24 protein-coding genes are annotated in these 22,613 nt (G+C 27.1%); 19 read left to right on the plus strand and 5 right to left on the minus strand.

Translation table 11 applies throughout. From position 1 onward, the window contains the following. The first annotated feature begins 41 nt into the window (after window positions 1-41). Window positions 42-2,267: a formate C-acetyltransferase gene (gene pflB, locus BUB01_RS05060; protein ID WP_072985599.1), complete on the plus strand. Its 2,226-nt coding sequence runs from the start codon at window positions 42-44 to the stop codon at window positions 2,265-2,267. 141 nt (window positions 2,268-2,408) lie between these two features. Beyond that, on the plus strand, window positions 2,409-3,128 hold the full coding sequence (gene pflA / locus BUB01_RS05065; RefSeq protein ID WP_072985600.1) for a pyruvate formate-lyase-activating protein: 720 nt from the start codon (window positions 2,409-2,411) through the stop codon (window positions 3,126-3,128). A 68-nt stretch (window positions 3,129-3,196) separates the two neighbouring features. Here the strand turns inward: pflA and rd are convergent, their stop codons facing one another. From rd to rocF, 3 genes are all read right to left on the minus strand, one after another. Further along, window positions 3,197-3,358: a rubredoxin gene (gene rd, locus BUB01_RS05070; protein ID WP_072985601.1), complete on the minus strand. Its 162-nt coding sequence runs from the start codon at window positions 3,356-3,358 to the stop codon at window positions 3,197-3,199. A 121-nt stretch (window positions 3,359-3,479) separates the two neighbouring features. Then, window positions 3,480-4,091 (minus strand): 3'-5' exonuclease, encoded by a 612-nt coding sequence (locus tag BUB01_RS05075; protein WP_072985602.1) that lies wholly within the window; start codon window positions 4,089-4,091, stop codon window positions 3,480-3,482. A gap of 95 nt (window positions 4,092-4,186) precedes the next feature. Then, entirely contained in the window at window positions 4,187-5,083 is an 897-nt protein-coding gene (gene rocF, locus BUB01_RS05080; protein ID WP_072985603.1) for an arginase, read from the minus strand. Between the two features lie 214 nt (window positions 5,084-5,297). Between rocF and BUB01_RS05085 the strand changes: the two genes are divergently transcribed. Further along, entirely contained in the window at window positions 5,298-6,248 is a 951-nt protein-coding gene (locus tag BUB01_RS05085; RefSeq protein ID WP_072985604.1) for an L-lactate dehydrogenase, read from the plus strand. A 58-nt stretch (window positions 6,249-6,306) separates the two neighbouring features. Here the strand turns inward: BUB01_RS05085 and BUB01_RS05090 are convergent, their stop codons facing one another. Beyond that, on the minus strand, window positions 6,307-7,275 hold the full coding sequence (locus tag BUB01_RS05090) for a biotin--[acetyl-CoA-carboxylase] ligase (RefSeq protein ID WP_072985605.1): 969 nt from the start codon (window positions 7,273-7,275) through the stop codon (window positions 6,307-6,309). A gap of 336 nt (window positions 7,276-7,611) precedes the next feature. On the opposite strand from BUB01_RS05090, the gene BUB01_RS05095 reads away from it, so the two are divergent. The 8 genes from BUB01_RS05095 (at window position 7,612) to BUB01_RS05130 (ending at window position 15,696) form a co-directional block, all read left to right on the plus strand. Then, window positions 7,612-8,988, plus strand: a complete 1,377-nt coding sequence (locus BUB01_RS05095; RefSeq protein WP_072985606.1) for a PhoH family protein — start codon at window positions 7,612-7,614, stop codon at window positions 8,986-8,988. A gap of 182 nt (window positions 8,989-9,170) precedes the next feature. Continuing rightward, on the plus strand, window positions 9,171-10,013 hold the full coding sequence (locus BUB01_RS05100) for a M15 family metallopeptidase (RefSeq protein WP_084108371.1): 843 nt from the start codon (window positions 9,171-9,173) through the stop codon (window positions 10,011-10,013). An 18-nt stretch (window positions 10,014-10,031) separates the two neighbouring features. Further along, window positions 10,032-11,036, plus strand: coding sequence for a phosphodiester glycosidase family protein (locus tag BUB01_RS05105; protein ID WP_072985607.1), 1,005 nt, complete (start codon window positions 10,032-10,034; stop codon window positions 11,034-11,036). Window positions 11,037-11,051: 15 nt separating this feature from the next. Next, a complete protein-coding gene (locus BUB01_RS05110) occupies window positions 11,052-12,035 on the plus strand; it encodes a hypothetical protein (RefSeq protein ID WP_072985608.1) in 984 nt (327 codons plus the stop codon). An 11-nt stretch (window positions 12,036-12,046) separates the two neighbouring features. After that, window positions 12,047-12,688: a site-2 protease family protein gene (locus BUB01_RS05115; RefSeq protein WP_072985609.1), complete on the plus strand. Its 642-nt coding sequence runs from the start codon at window positions 12,047-12,049 to the stop codon at window positions 12,686-12,688. A gap of 23 nt (window positions 12,689-12,711) precedes the next feature. Continuing rightward, entirely contained in the window at window positions 12,712-13,347 is a 636-nt protein-coding gene (trmB, locus tag BUB01_RS05120) for a tRNA (guanosine(46)-N7)-methyltransferase TrmB (RefSeq protein ID WP_072985610.1), read from the plus strand. Window positions 13,348-13,836: 489 nt separating this feature from the next. Then, window positions 13,837-14,070 (plus strand): small acid-soluble spore protein Tlp, encoded by a 234-nt coding sequence (gene tlp, locus BUB01_RS05125; protein WP_072985611.1) that lies wholly within the window; start codon window positions 13,837-13,839, stop codon window positions 14,068-14,070. A 360-nt stretch (window positions 14,071-14,430) separates the two neighbouring features. Beyond that, window positions 14,431-15,696, plus strand: a complete 1,266-nt coding sequence (locus tag BUB01_RS05130) for an O-acetylhomoserine aminocarboxypropyltransferase/cysteine synthase family protein (RefSeq protein ID WP_072985612.1) — start codon at window positions 14,431-14,433, stop codon at window positions 15,694-15,696. Between the two features lie 76 nt (window positions 15,697-15,772). Here the strand turns inward: BUB01_RS05130 and BUB01_RS05135 are convergent, their stop codons facing one another. Next, a complete protein-coding gene (locus BUB01_RS05135; RefSeq protein ID WP_200802841.1) occupies window positions 15,773-16,618 on the minus strand; it encodes a metallophosphoesterase in 846 nt (281 codons plus the stop codon). 198 nt (window positions 16,619-16,816) lie between these two features. On the opposite strand from BUB01_RS05135, the gene BUB01_RS05140 reads away from it, so the two are divergent. The 8 genes from BUB01_RS05140 to BUB01_RS05175 all read left to right on the plus strand — a co-directional run bounded on the left by BUB01_RS05140 (window position 16,817) and on the right by BUB01_RS05175 (window position 22,563). Continuing rightward, window positions 16,817-17,977: a glycoside hydrolase family 3 N-terminal domain-containing protein gene (locus BUB01_RS05140; protein WP_072985613.1), complete on the plus strand. Its 1,161-nt coding sequence runs from the start codon at window positions 16,817-16,819 to the stop codon at window positions 17,975-17,977. A 118-nt stretch (window positions 17,978-18,095) separates the two neighbouring features. Further along, window positions 18,096-18,302, plus strand: a complete 207-nt coding sequence (locus tag BUB01_RS05145) for a hypothetical protein (protein WP_072985614.1) — start codon at window positions 18,096-18,098, stop codon at window positions 18,300-18,302. 395 nt (window positions 18,303-18,697) lie between these two features. After that, window positions 18,698-18,994 (plus strand): hypothetical protein, encoded by a 297-nt coding sequence (locus tag BUB01_RS05150; protein ID WP_072985615.1) that lies wholly within the window; start codon window positions 18,698-18,700, stop codon window positions 18,992-18,994. A gap of 205 nt (window positions 18,995-19,199) precedes the next feature. Beyond that, window positions 19,200-19,571 (plus strand): hypothetical protein, encoded by a 372-nt coding sequence (locus tag BUB01_RS05155; protein WP_072985616.1) that lies wholly within the window; start codon window positions 19,200-19,202, stop codon window positions 19,569-19,571. Window positions 19,572-19,814: 243 nt separating this feature from the next. Beyond that, window positions 19,815-20,360 (plus strand): flavodoxin domain-containing protein, encoded by a 546-nt coding sequence (locus tag BUB01_RS05160; protein ID WP_072985617.1) that lies wholly within the window; start codon window positions 19,815-19,817, stop codon window positions 20,358-20,360. Window positions 20,361-20,363: 3 nt separating this feature from the next. Next, window positions 20,364-20,945, plus strand: coding sequence for a CDP-alcohol phosphatidyltransferase family protein (locus BUB01_RS05165; RefSeq protein ID WP_072985618.1), 582 nt, complete (start codon window positions 20,364-20,366; stop codon window positions 20,943-20,945). 22 nt (window positions 20,946-20,967) lie between these two features. Beyond that, window positions 20,968-21,582, plus strand: a complete 615-nt coding sequence (locus BUB01_RS05170) for a TetR/AcrR family transcriptional regulator (RefSeq protein WP_072985619.1) — start codon at window positions 20,968-20,970, stop codon at window positions 21,580-21,582. Between the two features lie 102 nt (window positions 21,583-21,684). Further along, on the plus strand, window positions 21,685-22,563 hold the full coding sequence (locus BUB01_RS05175; RefSeq protein WP_072985620.1) for a hypothetical protein: 879 nt from the start codon (window positions 21,685-21,687) through the stop codon (window positions 22,561-22,563). Window positions 22,564-22,613 lie beyond the last annotated feature (50 nt).

Here is a 22,613-nt window from a genome sequence, read left to right on the forward strand (position 1 = left end):
AGTTTTAATTATATAGTTTTAATAAATGGAGGGTAAAACTTATGTTTAAACAATGGGAAGGTTTTAATGAAGGAAGTTGGCAACAAGGTATTGACGTAAGAAATTTTATTCAAAAAAATTATAGTTTATATGAAGGTGATAAGAGTTTTTTAAAAGGACCTACAGAAAAAACTAAAAGAGTTTGGGATAAATGTAGTGAATTGATACAAGAAGAAATAAAAAAAGGAATTATAGATGTTGAGTTAGAAAGAGTATCAGGAATAGACAACTATGAACCAGGATTTATAGATAAAGAAAATGAAGTTATAGTTGGTCTTCAAACAGATGCTCCACTTAAAAGAATAGTAAATCCATTTGGTGGATGGAGAATGGTAGAAAGTTCATTAAAAGAATATGGCTTCAAGATAGATGATAATATGGAGAAGTATTTTCCTATGTATAGAAAAACTCATAACCAAGGTGTTTTTGATGCTTATACAGAGGAAACAAGAAGAGCTAGAAGTGCAGGACTTTTAACAGGACTTCCAGATGCTTATGGAAGAGGTAGAATAATAGGTGATTATAGAAGAATAGCTCTTTACGGAATAGATTATTTAATTGAAGAAAAGAAAAAAGATTTAAAAGAATTAAAAGGAGATATGCTTGAGGAGCTTATAAGAAAAAGAGAAGAAGTTTCAGAGCAAATAAGAGCTTTAGATGAAATTAAAGCTATGGCAAAAAGCTATGGAGTAGATATAAGTGAGCCAGCTCAAAATTCTAAAGAAGCTGTACAAGCAGTTTATTTTGGATATTTAGCTGCTGTTAAAGAAAATAATGGAGCTGCCATGTCTCTTGGAAGAACATCTACATTTATAGATATATTCATAGAAAGAGATTTGAAAAATGGGATATTAACAGAAGAAGAAGCTCAAGAAATAATAGATCAATTTATTATAAAATTAAGACTTGTAAGACATTTAAGAACTCCTGAATATAATGAATTATTTGCTGGGGATCCTACTTGGGTAACAGAATCTATAGGTGGAGTAGGTGTTAATGGTAAGCCACTTGTAACTAAAACTTCGTTTAGATATCTGCATACTTTAATTAATTTAGGAACAGCACCAGAGCCAAATCTTACAGTTTTATGGTCAGAAAAATTACCAAAAAACTTTAAAAAGTTCTGTGCTGAAATGTCAATATTAACAGATGCTATTCAATATGAAAATGATGATGTTATGAAACCTATGTATGGTGATGATTACGCTATAGCTTGCTGTGTTTCTGCTATGAAGGTAGGAAAGCAAATGCAATACTTTGGAGCTAGAGCAAATCTTGCTAAGGCACTTTTATATGCTATAAACGGTGGGGTAGATGAAAGAACTTCTAAGTTAGTAATTGAAGGTGTAGATAAAATAGAAGATGAAATACTAGATTATGAAAAAGTAAAGGAAAATTACTTTAAGGTTTTAGAAAAGGTTGCTAAGATATATGTAGATACTATGAATGTGATTCACTACATGCATGACAAATACGCCTATGAAAAAGGACAAATGGCGTTACATGATACAACTGTAGAAAGACTTATGGCTTTTGGTATAGCAGGACTTTCAGTTGCAACTGATTCATTAAGTGCAATTAAATTTGCAAAAGTTAGACCTATAAGAGAAAATGGAGTTACAGTAGATTTTGAAATAGAAGGAGATTTTCCTAAGTATGGAAATGATGATGATAGAGTAGATGATTTAGCTGTAGAACTTGTTAATAAATTCTCAAGTGAGCTTAAAAAGCATCCGCTTCATAGAAATGCAAAGCATACTTTATCAGTTCTTACAATAACATCAAACGTAGTTTACGGTAAGAAGACTGGTTCTACGCCAGATGGAAGAAAATCTGGAGAAGCATTTGCACCAGGTGCAAATCCTATGCATGGAAGAGATAATAGTGGAGCTTTAGCTAGCTTAAATTCAGTAGCTAAAATACCTTATAATTATGTTTGTGAAGATGGAGTATCAAATACTTTTTCTATAGTGCCGGATGCTTTAGGAAAAACTTTAGAAGAAAGAAGCTTAAATTTAGTAAATATATTAGATGGATATTTTGTACAAGGTGCACATCATTTAAATGTAAATGTATTTAATAGAGATACACTAGTAGATGCAATGGAACATCCAGAAAAATATCCAACACTTACTATAAGAGTTTCAGGATATGCTGTTAATTTTAATAGACTTACTAGAAATCAGCAATTAGAAGTTATAAAGAGAACTTTCCACGAAAATATATAAATGTTTTAAAGAATAAAGCCTTAGCGTTGCTAAGGCTTTATTTAAACTAAATAAAGAAAGGCTACTATATATTTTTTGAATGATAAGTTATACTAAATTAAAGAATTATAAGAGCATTTAATATAAGAGGAGAAAGTGATTATGATTAAAGGAAGAATTCATTCAATAGAATCTATGGGACTTGTTGATGGACCTGGAATTAGATTTATAGTATTCATGCAAGGATGTAATTTAAATTGCGCTTTTTGTCATAATATTGATAGTTTAAATCACAAGGGTGGAAAAGAATATACAAAAGAAGAATTAATAAAAATGATTTTAAGATATAAACCGTATTTTAAAAGTAATGGAGGTGTAACCTTTTCAGGTGGAGAACCACTTCTTCAATGGGAGTTTTTGATAGATATTTTAAAACTTTGCAAAGAGCATAATATTCATACTGTTTTGGATACATCAGGGGTTGGAGTAGGACATTATGATGAAATATTAGAGTATGTTGATTTAGTGCTTTTAGACATAAAGCATGTCACAGCAGAAGGTTATAAGAAAGTAACATTAAAAACAATGGATAAGTTTAATGAGTTTCTGGAAGTACTGCAAAGAAAAAATACACCTATATGGATAAGGCAGGTTGTAACTCCTGGATTAACAGATAGTGATAAATATATGGATGAATTATATGAATTTTTAAAAGGTATTAAAAATATAGAAAAAATTGAGTTTTTACCTTATCATGTTTTAGGAGTAAGCAAATATGAGACTATGAATATCAAGTATAGATTAGAAGGTGTTCCTCCTATGGATAAAGAGAAAACAAAGCTTTTAGAAAAAGCTATACGAAAAAAATTAAATTTAGAGTAAATTTAAAAAATGCAAAGTTAATATATTAAAAATAAAAGCTCTAAGGTGATGCCTTAGAGCTTAGAATCTTATTCTACTACTGAAAATTGATCCTTACCTACAGAACAAAGAGGACATAACCAATCTTCTGGTACATCTTCCCATGGAGTTCCTGGAGCTACACCGTTATCTTCGTCTCCTACAGCTGGATCATAAATATAACCACATACATCACAAATATAACTTTTCATAATTATAAACCCTCCTAAAGTTTAATTTTGAAGAATTAAAAACTCTTCAATATGAAATAATTATATCATATTGAAGAGTTTTAACAATGATTTAAGTTACAAATTTTAAGAATTTATAAAGTTAAGATTTTAATAGGTTTGTGAAATAACCAGGTTGTATATATTTTTGTTTTATACCTTCTATAACTGTAAGGTATGTAGCAGCGGTATCAAAACGCGCATCATGATAATTTCCACTGCCCTCAAATAAATTATTAGATGTTTCTTCTATTTTTTCTTTAGAAATATTTAAGAACTTAACAAGTTCTTCAAGCTTAGGATTTTTATATTCTCCATTTGCTTTTAAAAGCTTACAAATATTTTTGTAATAATTCATAGTACAAAATGTATTTTTAGGATTATAATCGTCTCCCATTCCAGCTAGTTCGTGTTTTAAAAATTTTATATCAAATTGAACATTGTGACCTATTACAAAGTCAGCATCAATAAAATCATTATAAAATTCGTCTAAAGTATCTTCAAAGTACATTCCGTTACTTAAATCATATAGCCTTTCTACAGAAAAACCATGAACTTTTTCAGCTTCAGCCTCTACAAAATCAACAGTAAAGAAAAAATTTTTTCCTATGGTTGTCTGAGGTTTAGTTGAAGAATCAACTAATATGTAGCTAAGTTGGCATATACTACCTGGACGTATTCCGGTAGTTTCAGTATCAAAGAACAAAAGTTTCATTTAAAAGCCTCCTAAATTAGTATTACTAATATTTATAATAATACAAAAAGCTAATAAATAAAAGAAAAAATCTCAAAAACTGAGATTTTTTCATATTATAGCTCTTTAGCAATTAAGTTTAATAAATCAATACAATTATTTAAAGTTTTATTATCTTTATCTATAAACGGATTGAATTCTACAAAATCCATAGATTTAATTTTCTTAGTTGATAAAATGCCTTGAAGTAAATATTTTATTTCGTTAAGCTCCATACCATCAGTAACAGGTGTTCCTGTTCCTGGTACTAGTTCAGCATCTAAACAATCTATATCAAAACTTAAGTGAATATTGTTAATGTTTTTAATTTTTATTAGAAGTTCTTCTAAAGCTTTAGAAACACCTATTTCCTTAATTTGAGAAGTTGTCCAAACTGATAAATCATGTTTTTGTATAAGTTCGAGTTCACCTTTATCTAAATCCCTTGCGCAAAGAATAAATATATTTGAAGGTTTAACTTTTACCCCATCAAAATAAATATTTTTAAGTTCCTTTGGACCTATTCCAATAGAAGCTGCAAGAGGCATACCATGAACATTACCAGTAGGAGAACTAACATCTGTATTTATATCTCCATGAGCGTCTATCCAAATAACTCCAAAGTCCTCACCAAAATATTTAGAAGCACCCGCTACACTACCAAGACCTAATGAATGATCCCCACCTACAACAAATGGAAAAGAATTTGCATTTAATGAATTAAAAACAGAATTTGCCAGGTTTTTATTAACAGTAATTATTTCTTTTAAATATTTCATTTTATTATGCATAGTATATTTAGCATCTATTTCAACGTCTTCAACGTATAAATTACCTGAATCATAAATTTCTCTTTTGCTGTGTAAACTAAGTATATCTAAAAGCCCATGGTCTCTTAAGGTGTTTGGACCTTCTTGCACTCCAACTCTATCAGAACCATAGAATAATGGGACACCAATTACATTTAATTTCATTTTTATTAAGCACCTCCAAGTAAGTTTTAATTTCGACATATTGATTATATATCAAAAAATAAAAAAATATAAGTATTTAAAAAAATTATTTAATATTAAAATTTTTTTGAAATTATTGCTTATAATATAATTGATTATCTCATAAAAAAGTAATATAATATAATTATTAGGAGATAATAATTATTATTTAATAAAGTTTAAGGAGATGGATATAATGAATAGAGTAAAATCAAATAAAATTTCAATAATCGGTGCAGGTTTTGTCGGTTCAACTACAGCTTTTGCACTTATGGATAAAGGTCTTGCATCAGAAATGGTTATAGTAGATATTAACAAGGATAGAGCAGAAGGAGAGGTGATGGATTTATCTCATGGTGCTGCTTTTGTAAAACCAGTAAATATAGTTGCAGGTGATTATGAAGCTACTAAAGATTCAGATATAGTAATAATAACAGCAGGTATAGGACCAAAACCAGGAGAATCTAGACTTGATATAGTGAATAAAAATGTATCTATATTTAAATCAATAGTGCCAGAGGTAGTTAAATATAGTCCCAATTCAATACTTTTAGTAGTATCAAATCCGGTAGATGTATTAACTCATATAACTTATAAACTTTCAGGTTTCCCTGCAAATAGAGTAATAGGTTCAGGAACAGTTTTAGATACTTCAAGATTTAAATATATGTTAAGTGAGCATTTTAAAATAGATGCAAGAAATGTTCATACTTATATAATAGGTGAGCATGGAGATAGTGAAATTGCAGCTTGGAGTTTAACTAATATAGCAGGTATAAATGCAGATGCTTATTGCATCGCAACTTGTAACAAATGTGATAGAAGCTTTAAATACAGTATACCAGATAAGGTTAAAAAGGCAGCATATGAAGTTATTAATAGGAAAGGATACACAAATTATGCAGTAGCTTTAGCTGTAAGACGAATTGTAGAAGCAATTTTAGGAGATGAAGAAACTATTCTTACAGTATCATCGTTATTTAATGGAGAATATGGTATAGCGGATACTTATTTAGCGATACCTACAATAGTAAATAGAACAGGAGCTAGTAAGATATTAGAGATACCATTATCTAATGAAGAACAAGAAAAGTTAAAATCATCAGCTGAAATATTAAAAAATGTTGTTGAAAATTCGAATATATAGCTATAAAGGGGAATTAGTTTATTCCCCTTTATTATTAAATATAATGTTACAAAGATAACTAAAGATTTCTAATAGATATTTCACCAGAAAAAATAGTTTTTTCTTTATTATTAGAATCTAGAACAAGCAATGAGCTGTCATCATTTAAATTAAGTACAGTTACAGATTCAGAGACACCTCTACTTATTAGAAGCACATCTTTATTTATAATATTTGAATTCTCTCGACAAATTGTTAAAGCTTCTTTAAAGTTTCCGTTTGTAAAATTAGTCCAAAATTCCTCAAAATTATTTAAAAATTTAGCTAAGAATTCTTGTCTGGAAAATTCATGTCCATACTCTATATTAAGTGAAGTAGCTATTTTATTTATTTCTTCATTAAAATCAGTTAAAGTAGAATTTATATTAATTCCTATACCTATTATAAGATAATTTATACTGTCCATATCTCCACTCATTTCAGTTAATATTCCGGCTATTTTTTTACTATTGAGAAAAAGATCATTTGGCCATTTGATTTTAACATCTATTGAGAAATCATTAAAAGTTTTATATAAAACAGCTGCTACAAGACTAGTTACTTTAGGAATTTCTTTTATATCCATATTTGGTTTTAAAACTATAGAGCAAAGTATGTTTTTTCGGGGGGAAGAGCACCATGGTCTACCAAGTCTACCACGACCACTTTTTTGAAATTCAGAAACTATTAAAGTACCATTTTCTAAATCCCTCCATAATTCTTTTGCCTTAGTATTTGTAGAATCTATAGTATCAAAATGGAGTAAATTTCTACCTATAAATTTAGTTTTTAGATATGGTGAAATTTCTTCTTTTGTAAGTAAGTTAGCTGATGTTATTAATTTATAACCTTTTCTTGGATAAGATTCTATAGTATACCCATCTTCTCTGAGACTTTTTATGTGTTTCCAAATAGCAGCTCTGGATATGTTAAGCTGACCACTTAAAAACTCGCCAGAAGTATAGGTAGATTTATTTTTAAGAAGTATATTAAGTATTTTTTCTTTCATTAATTTCAGAATCTCCAATCTATGTAATGATTTTCAACTTAATTATAGCATAAACTTAAAAAAGGTGTGGTAAACCACACCCAAATTAAATATATAAAAAGTTAAGAGGGCAAAATTAAAAATAGAATAAAGTGTTAAAAAATATAACTATATTATAACAAAAAAATAAAAAATATTCAATTTTTTTGATAAATATTAATATAAATATTACATTTGGTAAAATAATAATAATTAATAAAAGTGTGGCTAAATTTATATTTTTATCATATACATTATTAATAAGGTGTATTTTGGAATATAACTCATGCTTTATTATAATGAGGGAGGGTGTTAGATTTGAAAAAAACCTATGTACTAGACACCAATGTATTATTATATTTTCCAGGAGCTATACTGACTTTTGGAGATAATGATGTAGTTATACCTGAGGTTGTGTTAGAAGAGCTTGACAACCTAAAGAAAATTAACAATGATTTGGGTCTTAATGCAAGACATGTGGCAAGGTTATTAGATAAACTAAGAAAGGGAGGTAAGCTAAGTGAAGGAATTACCTTAGAAGGTGGTGGTAAACTTAGAGTTGAAACAAATCATTATGATACCCAAATACCTCAATCTTGGGATATTGCAAAGCCTGATAATAGAATAATACAAGTTTGCAAAGCTCTTAAGGAAAAAGGGGAGAAGGTTTGTTTAATAACTAAGGATATATTTGAACGTATAAAAGCTGATACTGTAGATATAGAAGTAGAAGATTTTTATGAAGAGGTAGTTCCAGATCAAACAAGTCAATATACAGGTAGATTAGATGTATATGTGTCAAATGAAGATTTAGATAAATTTTTTAGAGAAAAGAGTTTAGATTCAAGTGTTGTTAAATATTACGATGATGTTAGTCAGAGCTATTTAAAACCTGAGCTTATAATAAATGAGTTTTTAATAATTCATTCAAATATAAATGACAAACAAACAGCTTTAGGAAGATTCAATGGAAAGAAAATAGTACCACTTTATTATAAAGAGACTAATATAATGGGTTTAAACCCGAGAAATGTTGGCCAAAAGTTTATGATAGAGAGTTTAAGTACAAGTGCAGAGATAGCACCATTAGTAATAATAAAAGGTCCGGCAGGAACGGCTAAAACATTATTTTCGTTAGCTGTGGGTCTTCAAAAAATAATAGAAGAACAAAGTGGTAAATATAGAAGGATATTAGTTTGCAGGCCTAATGTAACTATGGATGAAGAAATAGGTTATTTACCGGGATCAGAGCAAGAAAAAATTGCACCATTTATGAGACCTATATATGATAATTTAGAAATTTTAATAGACTCAGATGAGGTTGAAAGATATAAAAATGAAAAGGAGCTTAATGATAAGATAGAAGAGCTTTTTGAGAGAAGGATAATAACTACAGAGGCAGTAGCTTATCTAAGAGGCAGAAGTATAGTGAAAAATTGGGTTATAATAGATGAAGCTCAAAATCTTACGCCAAAACAAGTTAAAGCTATAATTACAAGAATTGGTGAAGGGTCAAAGCTTATTCTAATTGGAGATCCTGATCAAATAGACCAGCCATTCTTAGATTCAAGAAGTAATGGACTTTGTTATGCTTCTGAAAAAATGAAAGGAAGTCAACTTTGTTATCAAGTTACATTAAAATATGATGAATGTGAAAGAAGTGTACTTGCATTTGAAGGAGCTAAAAGATTATAAAATATAAAAAAGATAAGCTAAATTTTAGAAGCTTATCTTTTTTTTACCTTAAAATAGTGCAGTAAATTTAAGAGATTGTAAACTTAAAGTATAATATATTGAAAATACTACTATATACATATATAATAAAATTGCTTAGTTATACTTATTTATTTTTAAATTTATATTAGGGAGAATTTAATATGAGAGATTTAAAGAAATTTTTGAAAAACCCTTCAAAAAAGCTTGTTTTTTTAAGTGATATTATGATGTACATAATTTATTTGATTATAATAGGGACGAGCATATTTACTATAAACTCTATTTGTAAAAACCAAGAACTCAGAAAGAGTGAAAAGGAAGCTATAGAAATAGCAAAAAAAGTGACAGAAAAGCAACAATTATTAGCTAAAACTGAAGAGAATACTAAGAAGAAATATGATGAAAATATAAAAAATATATGTGATTCAAATGAATATCTAAAACTTGTTAATAAAAATATGTTATTAGATAAAAATTATAAACCTCAAGATTTAATAATACCAAAAGTAAAAATAGCCAAAAAAGCAAGTCCTGAAATAAGACAAATGAGAAAAGAGGCTGCTGAAGCTCTAGAAAAAATGTTTTATGATGCGAGAAGAGATGATATAAATTTAATGATTGTTTCAGCTTATAGAAGTTATGATAGTCAAGAAGAAGTTTATGAAAATAAATTAAAGAATGCTGGGATAGAAGAAACTAATAAGTACGTAGCTAAACCTGGTTCAAGTGAACATCAAACTGGACTAGCTGTAGATATAAATGGAATAAAATTTAGTGATTTAAATGAAGATTTTGCAAAAACAAAAGAAGGCTTGTGGATAAAAGATAATTGCAGCAAATATGGATTTATTATTAGATATCCAAAGGGCAAAGAGACCATAACTGGATATAGTTATGAGCCATGGCATATAAGATATGTAGGTTTAGAAACAGCTAAAATAATAACAGAAAAAGGCATAACATTAGATGAATATCTACTAGAAATTGCAAAAAACAAAATTTAATTTGGAGTGATTAAAAATATGCAAAATAATAAAAAATCTCTTAATAAGGGAAAAAAAATAGTAAAAAATATAATTAATTTTTTACTTGCAAATATTATAGTAGGTATGTGTGTTTCAATACCGCTAGTTTACTATGGACCATTAAAAAATGTTAGAGAAATGATGGTAACTACAGCTATGACTACATTTAAGCATAGATATTTTGCAACCTTCTTTCTAACAGATAAAGAAATTAATGAAATATTAGAAAGAAATAAAGCTAATGATGATAAAAATTCAAATGTATCAGATATAAAGGTACTTAATAATAGGGAGACAACCAATGAAAAATCAACAGATGGAATTACATTTGAAGAAATAAAAAAACCAAACTTTAAAGCATATATGTTACAGATTAAAGATTCTAAAAGAGTTGAATTGGGACTTACAGATAGTTTAAACAAATACGGTATAACATTAGATGAAATGGCTAAAAAAAATAATGCTGTAGCTGGTATAAATGCTGGTGGTTTCGTAGATGTTGATGGACAAGGTAATGGTGGTGTACCTACAGGCTTTGTAATGAAAGATGGTAAAATAGTTTTTAATGAAATACCAGCAAATGATAAAATATCACTTATAGGTTTCAATTATGATGGTATATTAACCATAGGTAAATATACTTTAAAGCAGATAGAATCTTTAAAGATTAAGGATGCAGTATCTTTTGGACCATTTTTTGTTGTAAATGGTAAACCTACCATAGAGTCGGGTAATGGTGGTATAGGAATACAACCAAGAACAGTAATAGGTCAAAAGAAAGATGGAACAGTTCTTATGTTAGTTGTTGATGGAAGACAAATAAATAGTGTGGGAGCAACAGGAAAAGAAGTTCAAGATTTAATGTTAGAATATGGTGCTTATAATGCAGCAAATTTAGATGGTGGTTCTTCAACTACTATGTTTTTTGATGGAAAAATTAAAAACTCTCCATCAAGTAAAGATGGTTTGAGATTTTTACCAACTGCTTTCTTAGTTAAATAAAGAGGAGAGAAATTTATGAAAAAATATTTTAAAAATTTAGCTATTTATATAGTTATTGCTATAGCTATTCAAGGCGCTTTTTTAACATATATAAATAATGTATATTTAAAAGAATCAACCGTAGTAGTAGCAAAAACACCAGAAAAAAAGGAAGAACCTAAAAAAGAAGATAATAATATTTTACTTAAATTAAAACCTGAAATGAAGAATACTATAATATCTGAAAGTTCAAAGTATATAGCTTATGAGAATGAAGGAAGTATTTATTACAAATTATTACAGGATGAGAAAGATGCTATTAGAATAGAAACAAATAATATGTTAAAATATAAATGGTTATACAATGATGAGATGCTTATAGCTGAGAAAAATAACAATAAGATAGAGTTTTTTATATACAATATAGATGAAAAGAATAAAACTTTAATAAATAGTCTATCATTAAGAGATAAGAATACTGAAATAGAAGATATAGTAGTATCACCATTGAAAAAAATAGCTTTTGTTAAGGTTAAAACATCAAGAGGTATAGAAATTTATAAACTAAATGGTGAAAAAGACATGGAAAGAGTAAAACTTTCAAGAACAAATATAGAGGATGTAAAGATTATACCTCATGAAGATAAAATAATTTATAGAGCAAAAGATGATAGTAATCTATATATAAGTTATATATCAAAAAGCATAAGTTTTGGTGAAAATGGAGAAATCAAAATTTTAGGTGTAGATAAATCAGATACTATATATGTAGCTACAAAGCAAGATGATAAAATAACAAAAATATATTATGGAAACATAAATACTAAAAAATCAGAGTGGAAGACTATAGATTTAAAAGAACCAATTACGGAAGGGAACTTCTATTTAGCAGAAAATAATACTGCTTATCAAGTTATTCCTTCAGAAAATAAGATAAAATCCTTAATAGATGAAAAAGAATTTAAATATAAAGGTAGTTTCTTAAAATTATATGGAGATAAGGTTATATCTTCAAATTAGGGGGTAGAATATTGAGTAATCAACTATTACGTACTATTTTAACTATACCAGCTATATTAGTGGGCTTTACTTTCCATGAATATGCTCATGCGAAGGTTGCAGATATTTTAGGTGATAAAACTCCTAGATTTCAAGGTAGATTGACACTAAATCCAATAACTCACATAGATCCAATAGGATTTTTAATGATTCTTATATGTAGATTTGGATGGGCGAAGCCAGTTCAGATTAATAGAAGCGCTTTTAAAGATCCATATAAAGATGATTTGAAAGTATCACTTGCAGGGCCAATAGCAAATCTTATAGTTGCCATTTTAGGAGCTATATTATATAAGGTGTATATAGAAATATTTTCAAGTATAGAATTAAGTTCACAAGTTAGTTTAGTACTAGGATTAATATCAATAATTATAAAGATGATATATATAATGAATGTGTATTTATTTATATTCAATTTATTACCGGTACCAGGCTTAGATGGTTTTGCTATAATTGAAGATTTGTTTCCAAACTTTTTTTTACAAATTGAAGAAAAAGTTGATAGATACAAGTTTATAATATTTATAGCTATAATATATTTTGGTGGTTCTATAATAAGTTATCCTGGAGAAGTAATAATTTCTTTAATTGAAAGATTACTAGGCATAATATAATTGATATTAGGAGGAAATAATATATGAGACTAAGGAAAAAATGGTGGGCGAGACCGGAATTAGAAGCTGATTCAAGAGTAATAACAAAGCCTTCCATAAAAAAAGGCAATTGGAGTGAAGAATTTGGAAATAGTAATCCAATTCATTTAGAACTTGGTTGTGGAAGAGGAAAATTCATAACTGAAAAGGCTTTAGAGTTTCCTAATATAAATTTTATAGCTGTAGATTTAAAAGATGAAGTTTTAATATATGTTCTTAAAAAGTTAAAAGAAAATGAAATAACTAATGTCAGAATAATTCCTATGAATATAGGCTTTATAGCAGATGTTTTTGAAGAAAATGAAATCAGTAAGTTATATATAAACTTCTGTAACCCATGGCCTAAGGAGAGACACAAGAAGAGAAGATTGACTCATACAAATTTCTTGAATTTATACAAAGGCTTTATAAAGCCAAATACTGAAATATGGTTTAAAACAGATGATATAGGACTTTTCGATGAATCACAAGAATATTTTAAAGAAAGTGGTTTTGAATTAAAATTTGTAACTTATGATTTGCATAAATCTGATTTTAAAGATAACATAATGACAGAATATGAAACCAAATTTACAGGTCTTGGAATGAAAACTATGTTTTTAATAGGAAAATTATTGTAATAAGAAGTATTAGAATTCTACAAAAAGAATAATAAAAAAAGGGTTAAGACAAGATTTTTGATTGTCTTGATCTTTTTTTATTATGAGATTAGATTTGAAAAATTGTTAAAAGTAAGCGAAGAAAAAAGATATTTGTAGAGATAATTATTAACACTTATAAAGCAAATAATAGAGTATTTCTATCATAGATTGAAGAAAATTTAAACTTATTAATAATTTATTAAAGGTTATATAATTAATAAATATAAAAAGCATTAATTATATAACTTTATTAATTTTAAGTTAGAATAATAAATATAGATTTACACATAATAAATCAGACAATGATTTATTAAAAATCATACCTTTCACATATTACGAATAAAAAAATAGGAAGGAAGTGTTAAATAAAAGCGCTTATTTTTTAAGCAATATATACTTAAGAAATGTAATTTTAAAATAATTTATAAGTACAAGAGATAAGATATAAAGTAAAGGGGATGCTAAGTTATGAAAAATAAACCAGATGATAGAAGTGATAATGTAGAAAAAATTCAATGCAATATAAGTAATACTATTCAAAATATGCATCTTGCAGATGATATGATTGAAATAACAGATGATCAAAAAATGAAACAAGAGTTGATAAATAAAAATGAGAGAAGAGAAGAAGCCCTTAAGGGGATGAGAAAAGAAATTAAAGATGAAGCCATAGTAAGAGAAATGAATATGGATAATAAATAATATTTGTAAGTTAATGCCTTTCTATAAAGATTTTGTAGAAAGGCATTTTATAAATTATAAATTGGGTTAGATTCAATCATAAGAATTAGTTAATAATTTGCAAAATTGCGGTCTATATATTTACAAATAAGTAATATTAATATATAATTAAATAAAATTAAATATTCATTTTATCAAGAACTAGGGGAGAGAGTTAGCTCGATGATCCTATACCAACCTACTCATGAAAGGTGGTTCTGCTAACATCGATAAGTAGAGAAATAGGTGTATATATTCTTCTTGTCGATAATGATAAGAAGAATTTTTTATTATAAAAAGATATACAAATAATGATATATCTAATTTTACAGGGGGGCTATTATGAAAATAGAAACAAAATGCTTACATGAAGGATATCATCCACGAAATGGGGAGCCTAGAGCTCTACCAATTTATCAAAGTACAACTTACACATATGATTCAACAGATCATATAGGAAAATTATTTGATCTTACAGCTGAGGGACATATGTATTCACGTATTTCAAATCCTACGGTTGATGCAGTAGAGAAGAAAATTGCTGCACTTGAAGGAGGAGTTGGGGCTTTATGTACTACATCAGGACAAGCTGCTTCATTAATAAGTATTCTTAATATTCTAAAAGCAGGAGATCATTTTATAAGTGCGTCTACAATATATGGAGGGACTATTAATCTTTTTGCAGTAACACTTAAAAGATTTGGTATAGAGTGTACATTTGTTGATTCTGAAGCTTCAGAAGAAGAGATACAAAAGGCGTTTAAAGAGAATACAAAAGCTGTTTTTGGAGAAACAATTGCAAATCCTGCCATAGCAATATTTGATATAGAAAAATTTGCAAATATTGCTCATAAAAATAATGTACCACTTATTGTAGATAATACTTTTGCCACTCCAATTCTTTGTAGACCAATAGAATTTGGAGCAGATATTGTTATACATTCTACAACAAAGTATATGGATGGCCATGCAATTCAAGTTGGTGGTGTTATTGTGGATAGTGGAAATTTTGACTTTACCAATGGAAAATTTCCAGAGTTTACTGAGCCAGATGAGTCTTATCATGGAGTAATATATTCAGAAAACTTTGGAAGAGCTGCATATATTACAAAAGCTAGAGTTCAAATGATGAGAGATTTAGGCGCATATCCAGGAGCAAATGCAGCATTCCTTTTAAACTTAGGATTAGAAACTCTTGCTGTTAGGATGGAAAAGTATTGCAGAAATGCTGAAAAGGTAGCTGAATTTTTAAATGAATCAGAAAAAGTAGAATTTGTTAATTATCCTAGTTTAGAAGATAATAAATATCATGAAATCAGTAAAAAATATTTACCTCTTGGATCTAGTGGAGTTATTTCATTTTCAATAAGAGGGGGAAGAGAAGATGCTGTTAAGTTCATGGATTCATTAAAGCTTGCTTCTAATGTAGTTCATGTAGCAGACATTCGTACTTGTGTACTTCATCCAGCAAGTTCAACACATAGACAACTTACAGATAGTCAACTTATAGCAGCAGGAATAACGCCAGGTTTAGTTAGACTTTCAGTAGGACTTGAAAATGTTGATGATATTATTTTTGATATAAGAAATGCTTTAGAAAATATATAATTAATATTCATAAAAAGGGACTACATCGAGTTGAACATTTTTATTCAACTCGATGTAGTCCCTTATTTTTAAATTTTTATTTATTATTCAAAGTTATTACTGTAATGTTTGGTGGGTTCATAAATCTAAAAGGGTTTTTAGTGTTTCCAATGCCAGTATTTACATATAGTTCATAGGGTCTTGAATTTTCGTTAACTGTATAATGAGAAACATTATAATTTTTAGCGTATGGAGGTGATATTATTGGACCATAAAAAGGTAATCTAACTTGTCCGCCATGACTATGTCCTGAAATCTGCAAATCTATATTGTAGTCTGTCAATCTATCAGCTACATCAGGTTCATGAACCAATAATATATTATAATCATCTTTGTTTAAATCCTTGAAAGTAGAGCTTATATTTGGGTTGCCAAGCATAAAATCATCTAAGCCAAATAAACTAATTTTTTTTCCCCTTTCTAATGAGATAGACGTTTTAGAGTTTGATAAAAGCTTAAAGCCTGATTTTTTCATAATATCATCATATACTTTAGCACCAGCTCCACCTAAATCATGGTTTCCATAAACAGCAAATTTACCTTTAGAGGCTTGTATTTTATTTAGTATGGGAGCTATGCTTTTGGTTTTGTCATATGTTGATGAATTATCTATTAAGTCACCTGTAAATATAACTAAATCAGGTTTTTGATCGTTTATTTTGATAACAAGTTTTTCTAAGTCTTCTAAAGAATAAAAATCTCCTAAATGGGTGTCTGCAAATTGAATTATTTTAAAGCCGTTAAAAGACTTGTCTATATATGGTGAAGAAATAATCTCATCTTTTACAAATAGTAATTTGGGTTCAATAAATCTTGCATAAATTAAAGTTAGTATCATAAACACTATAGATAAAATTAAAAGTTTTTTTAATATTTTTTTCAATGTGGATTCTCCTTTATAAAGTTATAATTAATTTTAAATTATTATAGCATATAGGTTAAAGATAAATATTACGAAAAAGCTAAGATTTTTAGACAGGATTTTATATGATTAAGATAAAGGAATAATTTTCAACATATATATAAATTAAATTAAGTGTAAACTAATAATAAAAGTACATTAATTAAAGGAGCAATTTATATGAGAAAGATTAAAGGTTTATTAATCCTAGTATTAGTAGTTTCTTTTATTGCGAGTGCCTTAATTTTAAATGATAAAATTACAAAGAGCTTAATAGGAAATAATGAAACTAAAGAAATATTGAATAAACTGACCTTAGAAGAGAAATTAGAACAAATGATTATAATTGAACTTCCATACGTTTATGAAAATAATAATAAAGTTGATTTTACTAAGGTAACAGATAGTGTAAAAGAATTTCTAAAAACTAGGAAACCAGGTGGAATTATATTATTTAAAAATAATATGATTAGTGAAGAACAATCACAGACTATGATAAAAGATATCAAAAGTTGTAAGGATAAAATACCATTTTTTATTACAGTAGATGAAGAAGGAGGGAGAATATCTCAAGTACCAGTAAAACTTAATATTAAGACAGCAGCTGATATAGGAAGAACAGGGAATCCCAAAAATGCTTTTGAAGCGGCAAAAACAATAGGTAGTGAATTAAAAAAACTTGGTTTTAATGTAGATTATGCTCCAGTTATGGATGTCAATACAAATCCTAAGAATCCAATTATAGGAGATAGATCCTTTAGTCCAGATCCAAAAATAGTAGCTACGTTTGGAACTGAATACATAAATGGATTGAAAGAACAAGGAATACTTTCCACTGCAAAGCATTTTCCTGGTCATGGTGATACAATTGGAGATTCCCATAAGGGTTTTGTAGAGGTAACTCATGATATAAATAGGATTGAGTCAGTGGAGTTATTACCTTTTAGAGAGGCTATAAAAGCAAATGTTGATTTCATTATGGTTGGTCATATTACAGTTCCAGCTTTAGACAGCAGTAAAACACCATCCTCACTATCAAAGCCAATAGTAACAAATTTATTAAAGGAGAAAATGGGTTTTAAGGGTGTAGTTATAACTGATGCCCTTAATATGGGGGCAGTAACTCAGAATTATAATAAATTAGAAGCAGTAAAGCTAGCTATAAATAGTGGTTGCGATATTGCACTTATGCCTGATATAACTGTTATTCCAGGAAAAGATATTTCTAGTTATGATGAATTGATTAAATATTTAGTAGATGAAGTCAGAAAGGGAAATATAAAGGAGGAAAGAATAGATGATGCAGTATTAAGAATATTAGATAAAAAACAAGGAATTTAAAAATTTAATTTTAGGTATATAATTTTTTTTACAACTTTTTTAATTAATAATTTAGAAGGAAAAAGTAAATATTTATTGAATATATATATTATTAAAGTAGAAAGGTTGAGATGATTTTATGAAAATAGAATTAAATAATGAAGAGACCTTAAATATATTACATGCATTAAGAAGTGAATTTATGAGTGTAAAACTTTATTTTGAAGAAAACCAAAATGAGCAAGAAAGAATAGGTGTTACAACACCCGAGGAAATTAGAGATACTTATAATACCATTTTAAAGCAAACTAAAGAAGAATTTCCAATGTTAAATTATATTAAATAATCTTATATTTATATAAAAGAAAAGTTAGATTTAATTATCTATCTTTTCTTTTTATATAAGAAATGTGTATCATATAACAAACAATATATAAGTTTCTACATAAACATTGCTTTTAAGTATGATAGGAACAATATTCCTATATTAAATTCCGTAACATAACTAAAAATAAATTCATAAAATATACTGAGTATAAAAGTTTAAAATATTTATATGAATGAAGTTTATAGTTAAATTAAATAATTAAAATACTAAATTTTTAATTAATAAAAGAGCAAACTTCAAGAGTGATAAAGAATTTTATATAGAGCTACATGTCGCAGAAGTAATAATCATGTTCTTGTTGTAGATAAATAAAGTTAAAAAGATTTATAAAAATAAATTAGGAGTGAATTATTATGGAAAATGAAGACTTTAATCAAATAAAGAATACCATTGATAATTTATTAGATATTATTATAAAAGATATAAAGGAAATTTTACTAAATTGTGATGAAACAGATTTTTATGATTATCAGACTCAAATATTACAAGATGTTGAAGACTTTGAGGAGCAAATATATGCTATAGAAAATGAAAGGTTTAAAGATTCTTATCAACTAAGTAAAGAGAAAGAACAGTGGAATGGTTATGAAGGCGATTATACCATAGAGAATTATGTAAAGTACGAGAGTAAATATTATAAGAACTATTAAATAAAGTTATATAATTTTAAATTGTAACATCCTAGAATATCAATTGTAATATTTTAGGATGTTATATTGTTTATATTAGATGAAATATAAGAAGGAGTTTTTAAATAATTACTTAAAACTAATGACAATAAATGTAAAAGGGTGCATAATATAAATTAAGTATAATGCAATAAATATTTAGAAGAAGCAAAAGGGAGTGAGGGGTATGGGAAAATTTAATTTTGGAGTGTTAATTAAATGTATTATTTTTGGAGTGGTATGGGCATTAATTTTATCTCTAGTTGGATTATGTATTAAGAATTTTACTAATTATAGCTTTAAAGATATTTTATTTTTGGAAGGGTTAATAGTAATTCTTTTAAGTGGAATGGCATTAGTTTCTGGTGGCTCTATGGGAGAATCTTTTAAAATTTTAGGAGAAATGAATACAGAGCGTCCAAATCTTGAATTAAAAAGATTTGAAGATGAAAAAACTAAAAACATATTTAAAAGAACTTTAAGTATTGAGAGAAATTCACTATCCATAATTATAGGTGCGTTTATTTGCTTTATAATTAGTTTTGTAATGCCTGTATAACATGAAAAATATCTCCATAAAATAAGAGAAAATGAAGAGTTTAAAAGAACAATAATAATTTAAAATGTGTAAAAGATAAACATAAAATAGTAAAAAACAACTAGTGTAAAATTTAGTTGTTTTTTTGTTTTTAAAAAGATTTTAAATTATATATTGACAAATTATAAAAGTTAGATTTAAAATCATATTAAACAGTGTTCAATGAAATAACAGTGTTTAATAAAGAGAAGTAAGAGGTGAAAAATGAGAGTAATAAAGAAAATCTTTTTTACACTTATAATAGTTATTAGTTTAATGATTTCAATATTTGTTTGGTTTGCAAAATCAAATAATAAAGATTATGGAGATAATAATAAAATAATGAAATCAAATAGAAGTAATACTAAAAAGGCTTTAGTAATATATCAGCCTTCGAGATTTAAGGTTACAGATAAAATTGCTGAAAAAATAGCAGGAGGAATAAAAGATGAGGGATATGATGTTACTCTAAATTATCCAGGAAGTCATTTATCAAATGATATTTCCCAGTATTCAATTGTAGTTTTTGGTTCTCCTGTTTATATAGGCCAAATATCAAGCACATTAACAGATTATATGAAAAGGATAAAGAACTATGAAGATAAAAAGGTATTAATATTTGCTACAGGTTCTCAATTAAATAATGGAGAAGTTGACAAGATAGGAGAAAACCTTAGTACAATAAAAGCTACAGAAAAAATAAATTTCAAAAATGGAAATAAAGATGAAGATAAAGCTTATGAAATAGGTAAAAAAATAGCAGGAGAGTAACTTATGAAAATTTTAAGATGGATTCCTAATATTTTGACTATAGCTAGAATTAATTTAACTCTAATTTATTTGATATTTTTATTTAAGTTAAATATTCATCCTAATAATGAGCTATATCTTATATATGAAGTAATCTTATTTATCCTAATATGTCTAACGGATTTCTTAGATGGAAAACTTGCAAGAAAGCTATTAGTATCATCAGCTTTTGGAAGTATTTTAGATGTAACGGCAGATTTAATTTTTATTATATCAACTCTAATTCTTTTAAATATAAATAATAAAATTCCAACATGGTTTATTTTTGTTGTATTATTTAAGTTCATAGAGTTTATATTTACATCAAGTATTATTAAAAGTTCAAATAATGTTTTTGTATTTGACTGTTTTGGTCGTATTGCAGCAGTAAATTTTTATTTAGTACCTGGACTTACACTATTAACCTATATAGGTGTTAATATTAGTTATTTAAATATATTTTTATATATAACATTAATATTAGTTATTAGTTCATCTTTTGAGAGATGTGTTAATTGCTATAAAATACTTAAGATAAAAGCAGATGATAGAATATTAGATAGATGATTAGGACTTAGGAGGATATATTATGGGAACTTTAGAAAGAAGAAAGCAAGAAAAAGAGATTATAAGGAGAAAGATAATAGATACAGCTAGTGAAATATTGACTAGTGAAGGGTATGAAAATTTATCAATTAGAAAGATAGCAAATAAAATAGAATATTCGCCAGGGATAATTTATCATTACTTTAAAGATAAGGCTGAAATAGTAACTTATATTGTGGAAGAGGGATATGGAAAAATACTAAAAAGTATAACATCAATAAATTTAGACCCTGAAAACCCAGAAAAAACGATTGAAGAGGGATTAAGAAATTATATTAATCTAATGCTTGAAATGCCAGAGCAATTTAAAACCATTTTAATGAGTGATATTGAAGCAATAAAAGAAAAAGTAGATATGCTCAGTGAAGGGGTTTCAAAGGATAGAGGAAGTATGCAAGGACTTTGTAACTTAGTAGAGTTAGGTATGAAAAAAGGAAAGTTTAGAAAAATGGATGTAGAGCTTACGGCACAAATAATATGGACATCAACTCATGGACTTTTATCTAGATTAATATTAGAAAAAAATATACCAGATAAACAAAAAGAAAGACTTATAAATCAGCATTTCAATATACTTATTCATGGATTGCTTAAATGATAAGAAAAATTAAAGAAATTAATATTGTAAAATTGTGGAATTATGGAATTGTGGAATGATATTTAGTTATATTTTAGTATTTATAGTTGGAGGAAAAATAATATGCAAAAAAGATTAAAAGGAATTGATATATTAATAATTTTCATAATTATACTACTAATAGTAATAACAATACTTGGATTATGTTCCTTTGGAACTGATAAAAGCTATGTTATTATAAATCAATATGGGGATAATGTAAAGATTTTTGGAAATGGAATTTATGCTCATGATTCATATTTTAAAGCTCCAATCTTTATTGGTACTGATTGTACTATACTTTTTTTAGTTGTACCAATGATGATATTTGCTTTAATTAGGGAAATAAAAAAAAGAACAATAAAGTCAAAGTTATTTTTAACTTCATTTACAGCAATAGTGCTTTACTATGCTACCAGTATAGCATTTGGAGTAACTTATAATTCACTTCATTTACTGTATATTGCTTTATTCTCAAATTCTCTTTTTGCTATTATTATATTAATAAAGAGTACAAGAGCAAATGAAATACAAAAAGTTCAAAAGAATATTTCACTATCAAATGGATTAAGTATATTCTTAATATTATCGGGCAGTTCTCTTTTTGTAGCATGGTTACCAGATATAATAACATCTTTGACATCTGGTAAATCATTAGAACTTATAGAAATATATACAACAGAGATCACCTATGTGTTAGATATGGGTGTAATAAGTCCGATGATATTTATATCTTTATTTCTTCTTAAAAAGAAAGACGGACTTGGAGAAATTTTACTTTCTATTATTTTAAGAGCATGTGAAATTATAGGAATTATGGTTCTAATACAAACACTTTTTCAAGCTTTAGCTGGTATTAGAATTCCATTTCCAATCCTTATTACTAAAGTTGGAATATTCGTTATACTTGCAATTTTTTCAGTACATTTTAATATTAAGTTTTACAAGAATATAAAAGAGTAGAGATATAAATATTAAATTTAAATTGATTTTAAATATATTTATAGAACTAA

The organism is Clostridium cavendishii DSM 21758 (assembly GCF_900141845.1).
Lineage (GTDB): Bacteria > Bacillota > Clostridia > Clostridiales > Clostridiaceae > Clostridium_AG > Clostridium_AG cavendishii.

Coding starts and splice junctions, on each gene's coding strand:
- pflB (WP_072985599.1), top strand. CDS start 42: ATGTTTAAACAATGGGAAGGTTTTAATGAAGGAAGTTGGCAACAAGGT.
- pflA (WP_072985600.1), top strand. CDS start 2,409: ATGATTAAAGGAAGAATTCATTCAATAGAATCTATGGGACTTGTTGAT.
- rd (WP_072985601.1), bottom strand. CDS start 3,358: ATGAAAAGTTATATTTGTGATGTATGTGGTTATATTTATGATCCAGCT.
- BUB01_RS05075 (WP_072985602.1), bottom strand. CDS start 4,091: ATGAAACTTTTGTTCTTTGATACTGAAACTACCGGAATACGTCCAGGT.
- rocF (WP_072985603.1), bottom strand. CDS start 5,083: ATGAAATTAAATGTAATTGGTGTCCCATTATTCTATGGTTCTGATAGA.
- BUB01_RS05085 (WP_072985604.1), top strand. CDS start 5,298: ATGAATAGAGTAAAATCAAATAAAATTTCAATAATCGGTGCAGGTTTT.
- BUB01_RS05090 (WP_072985605.1), bottom strand. CDS start 7,275: ATGAAAGAAAAAATACTTAATATACTTCTTAAAAATAAATCTACCTAT.
- BUB01_RS05100 (WP_084108371.1), top strand. CDS start 9,171: ATGAGAGATTTAAAGAAATTTTTGAAAAACCCTTCAAAAAAGCTTGTT.
- BUB01_RS05105 (WP_072985607.1), top strand. CDS start 10,032: ATGCAAAATAATAAAAAATCTCTTAATAAGGGAAAAAAAATAGTAAAA.
- BUB01_RS05110 (WP_072985608.1), top strand. CDS start 11,052: ATGAAAAAATATTTTAAAAATTTAGCTATTTATATAGTTATTGCTATA.
- trmB (WP_072985610.1), top strand. CDS start 12,712: ATGAGACTAAGGAAAAAATGGTGGGCGAGACCGGAATTAGAAGCTGAT.
- tlp (WP_072985611.1), top strand. CDS start 13,837: ATGAAAAATAAACCAGATGATAGAAGTGATAATGTAGAAAAAATTCAA.
- BUB01_RS05130 (WP_072985612.1), top strand. CDS start 14,431: ATGAAAATAGAAACAAAATGCTTACATGAAGGATATCATCCACGAAAT.
- BUB01_RS05140 (WP_072985613.1), top strand. CDS start 16,817: ATGAGAAAGATTAAAGGTTTATTAATCCTAGTATTAGTAGTTTCTTTT.
- BUB01_RS05145 (WP_072985614.1), top strand. CDS start 18,096: ATGAAAATAGAATTAAATAATGAAGAGACCTTAAATATATTACATGCA.
- BUB01_RS05150 (WP_072985615.1), top strand. CDS start 18,698: ATGGAAAATGAAGACTTTAATCAAATAAAGAATACCATTGATAATTTA.
- BUB01_RS05155 (WP_072985616.1), top strand. CDS start 19,200: ATGGGAAAATTTAATTTTGGAGTGTTAATTAAATGTATTATTTTTGGA.
- BUB01_RS05160 (WP_072985617.1), top strand. CDS start 19,815: ATGAGAGTAATAAAGAAAATCTTTTTTACACTTATAATAGTTATTAGT.
- BUB01_RS05165 (WP_072985618.1), top strand. CDS start 20,364: ATGAAAATTTTAAGATGGATTCCTAATATTTTGACTATAGCTAGAATT.
- BUB01_RS05170 (WP_072985619.1), top strand. CDS start 20,968: ATGGGAACTTTAGAAAGAAGAAAGCAAGAAAAAGAGATTATAAGGAGA.
- BUB01_RS05175 (WP_072985620.1), top strand. CDS start 21,685: ATGCAAAAAAGATTAAAAGGAATTGATATATTAATAATTTTCATAATT.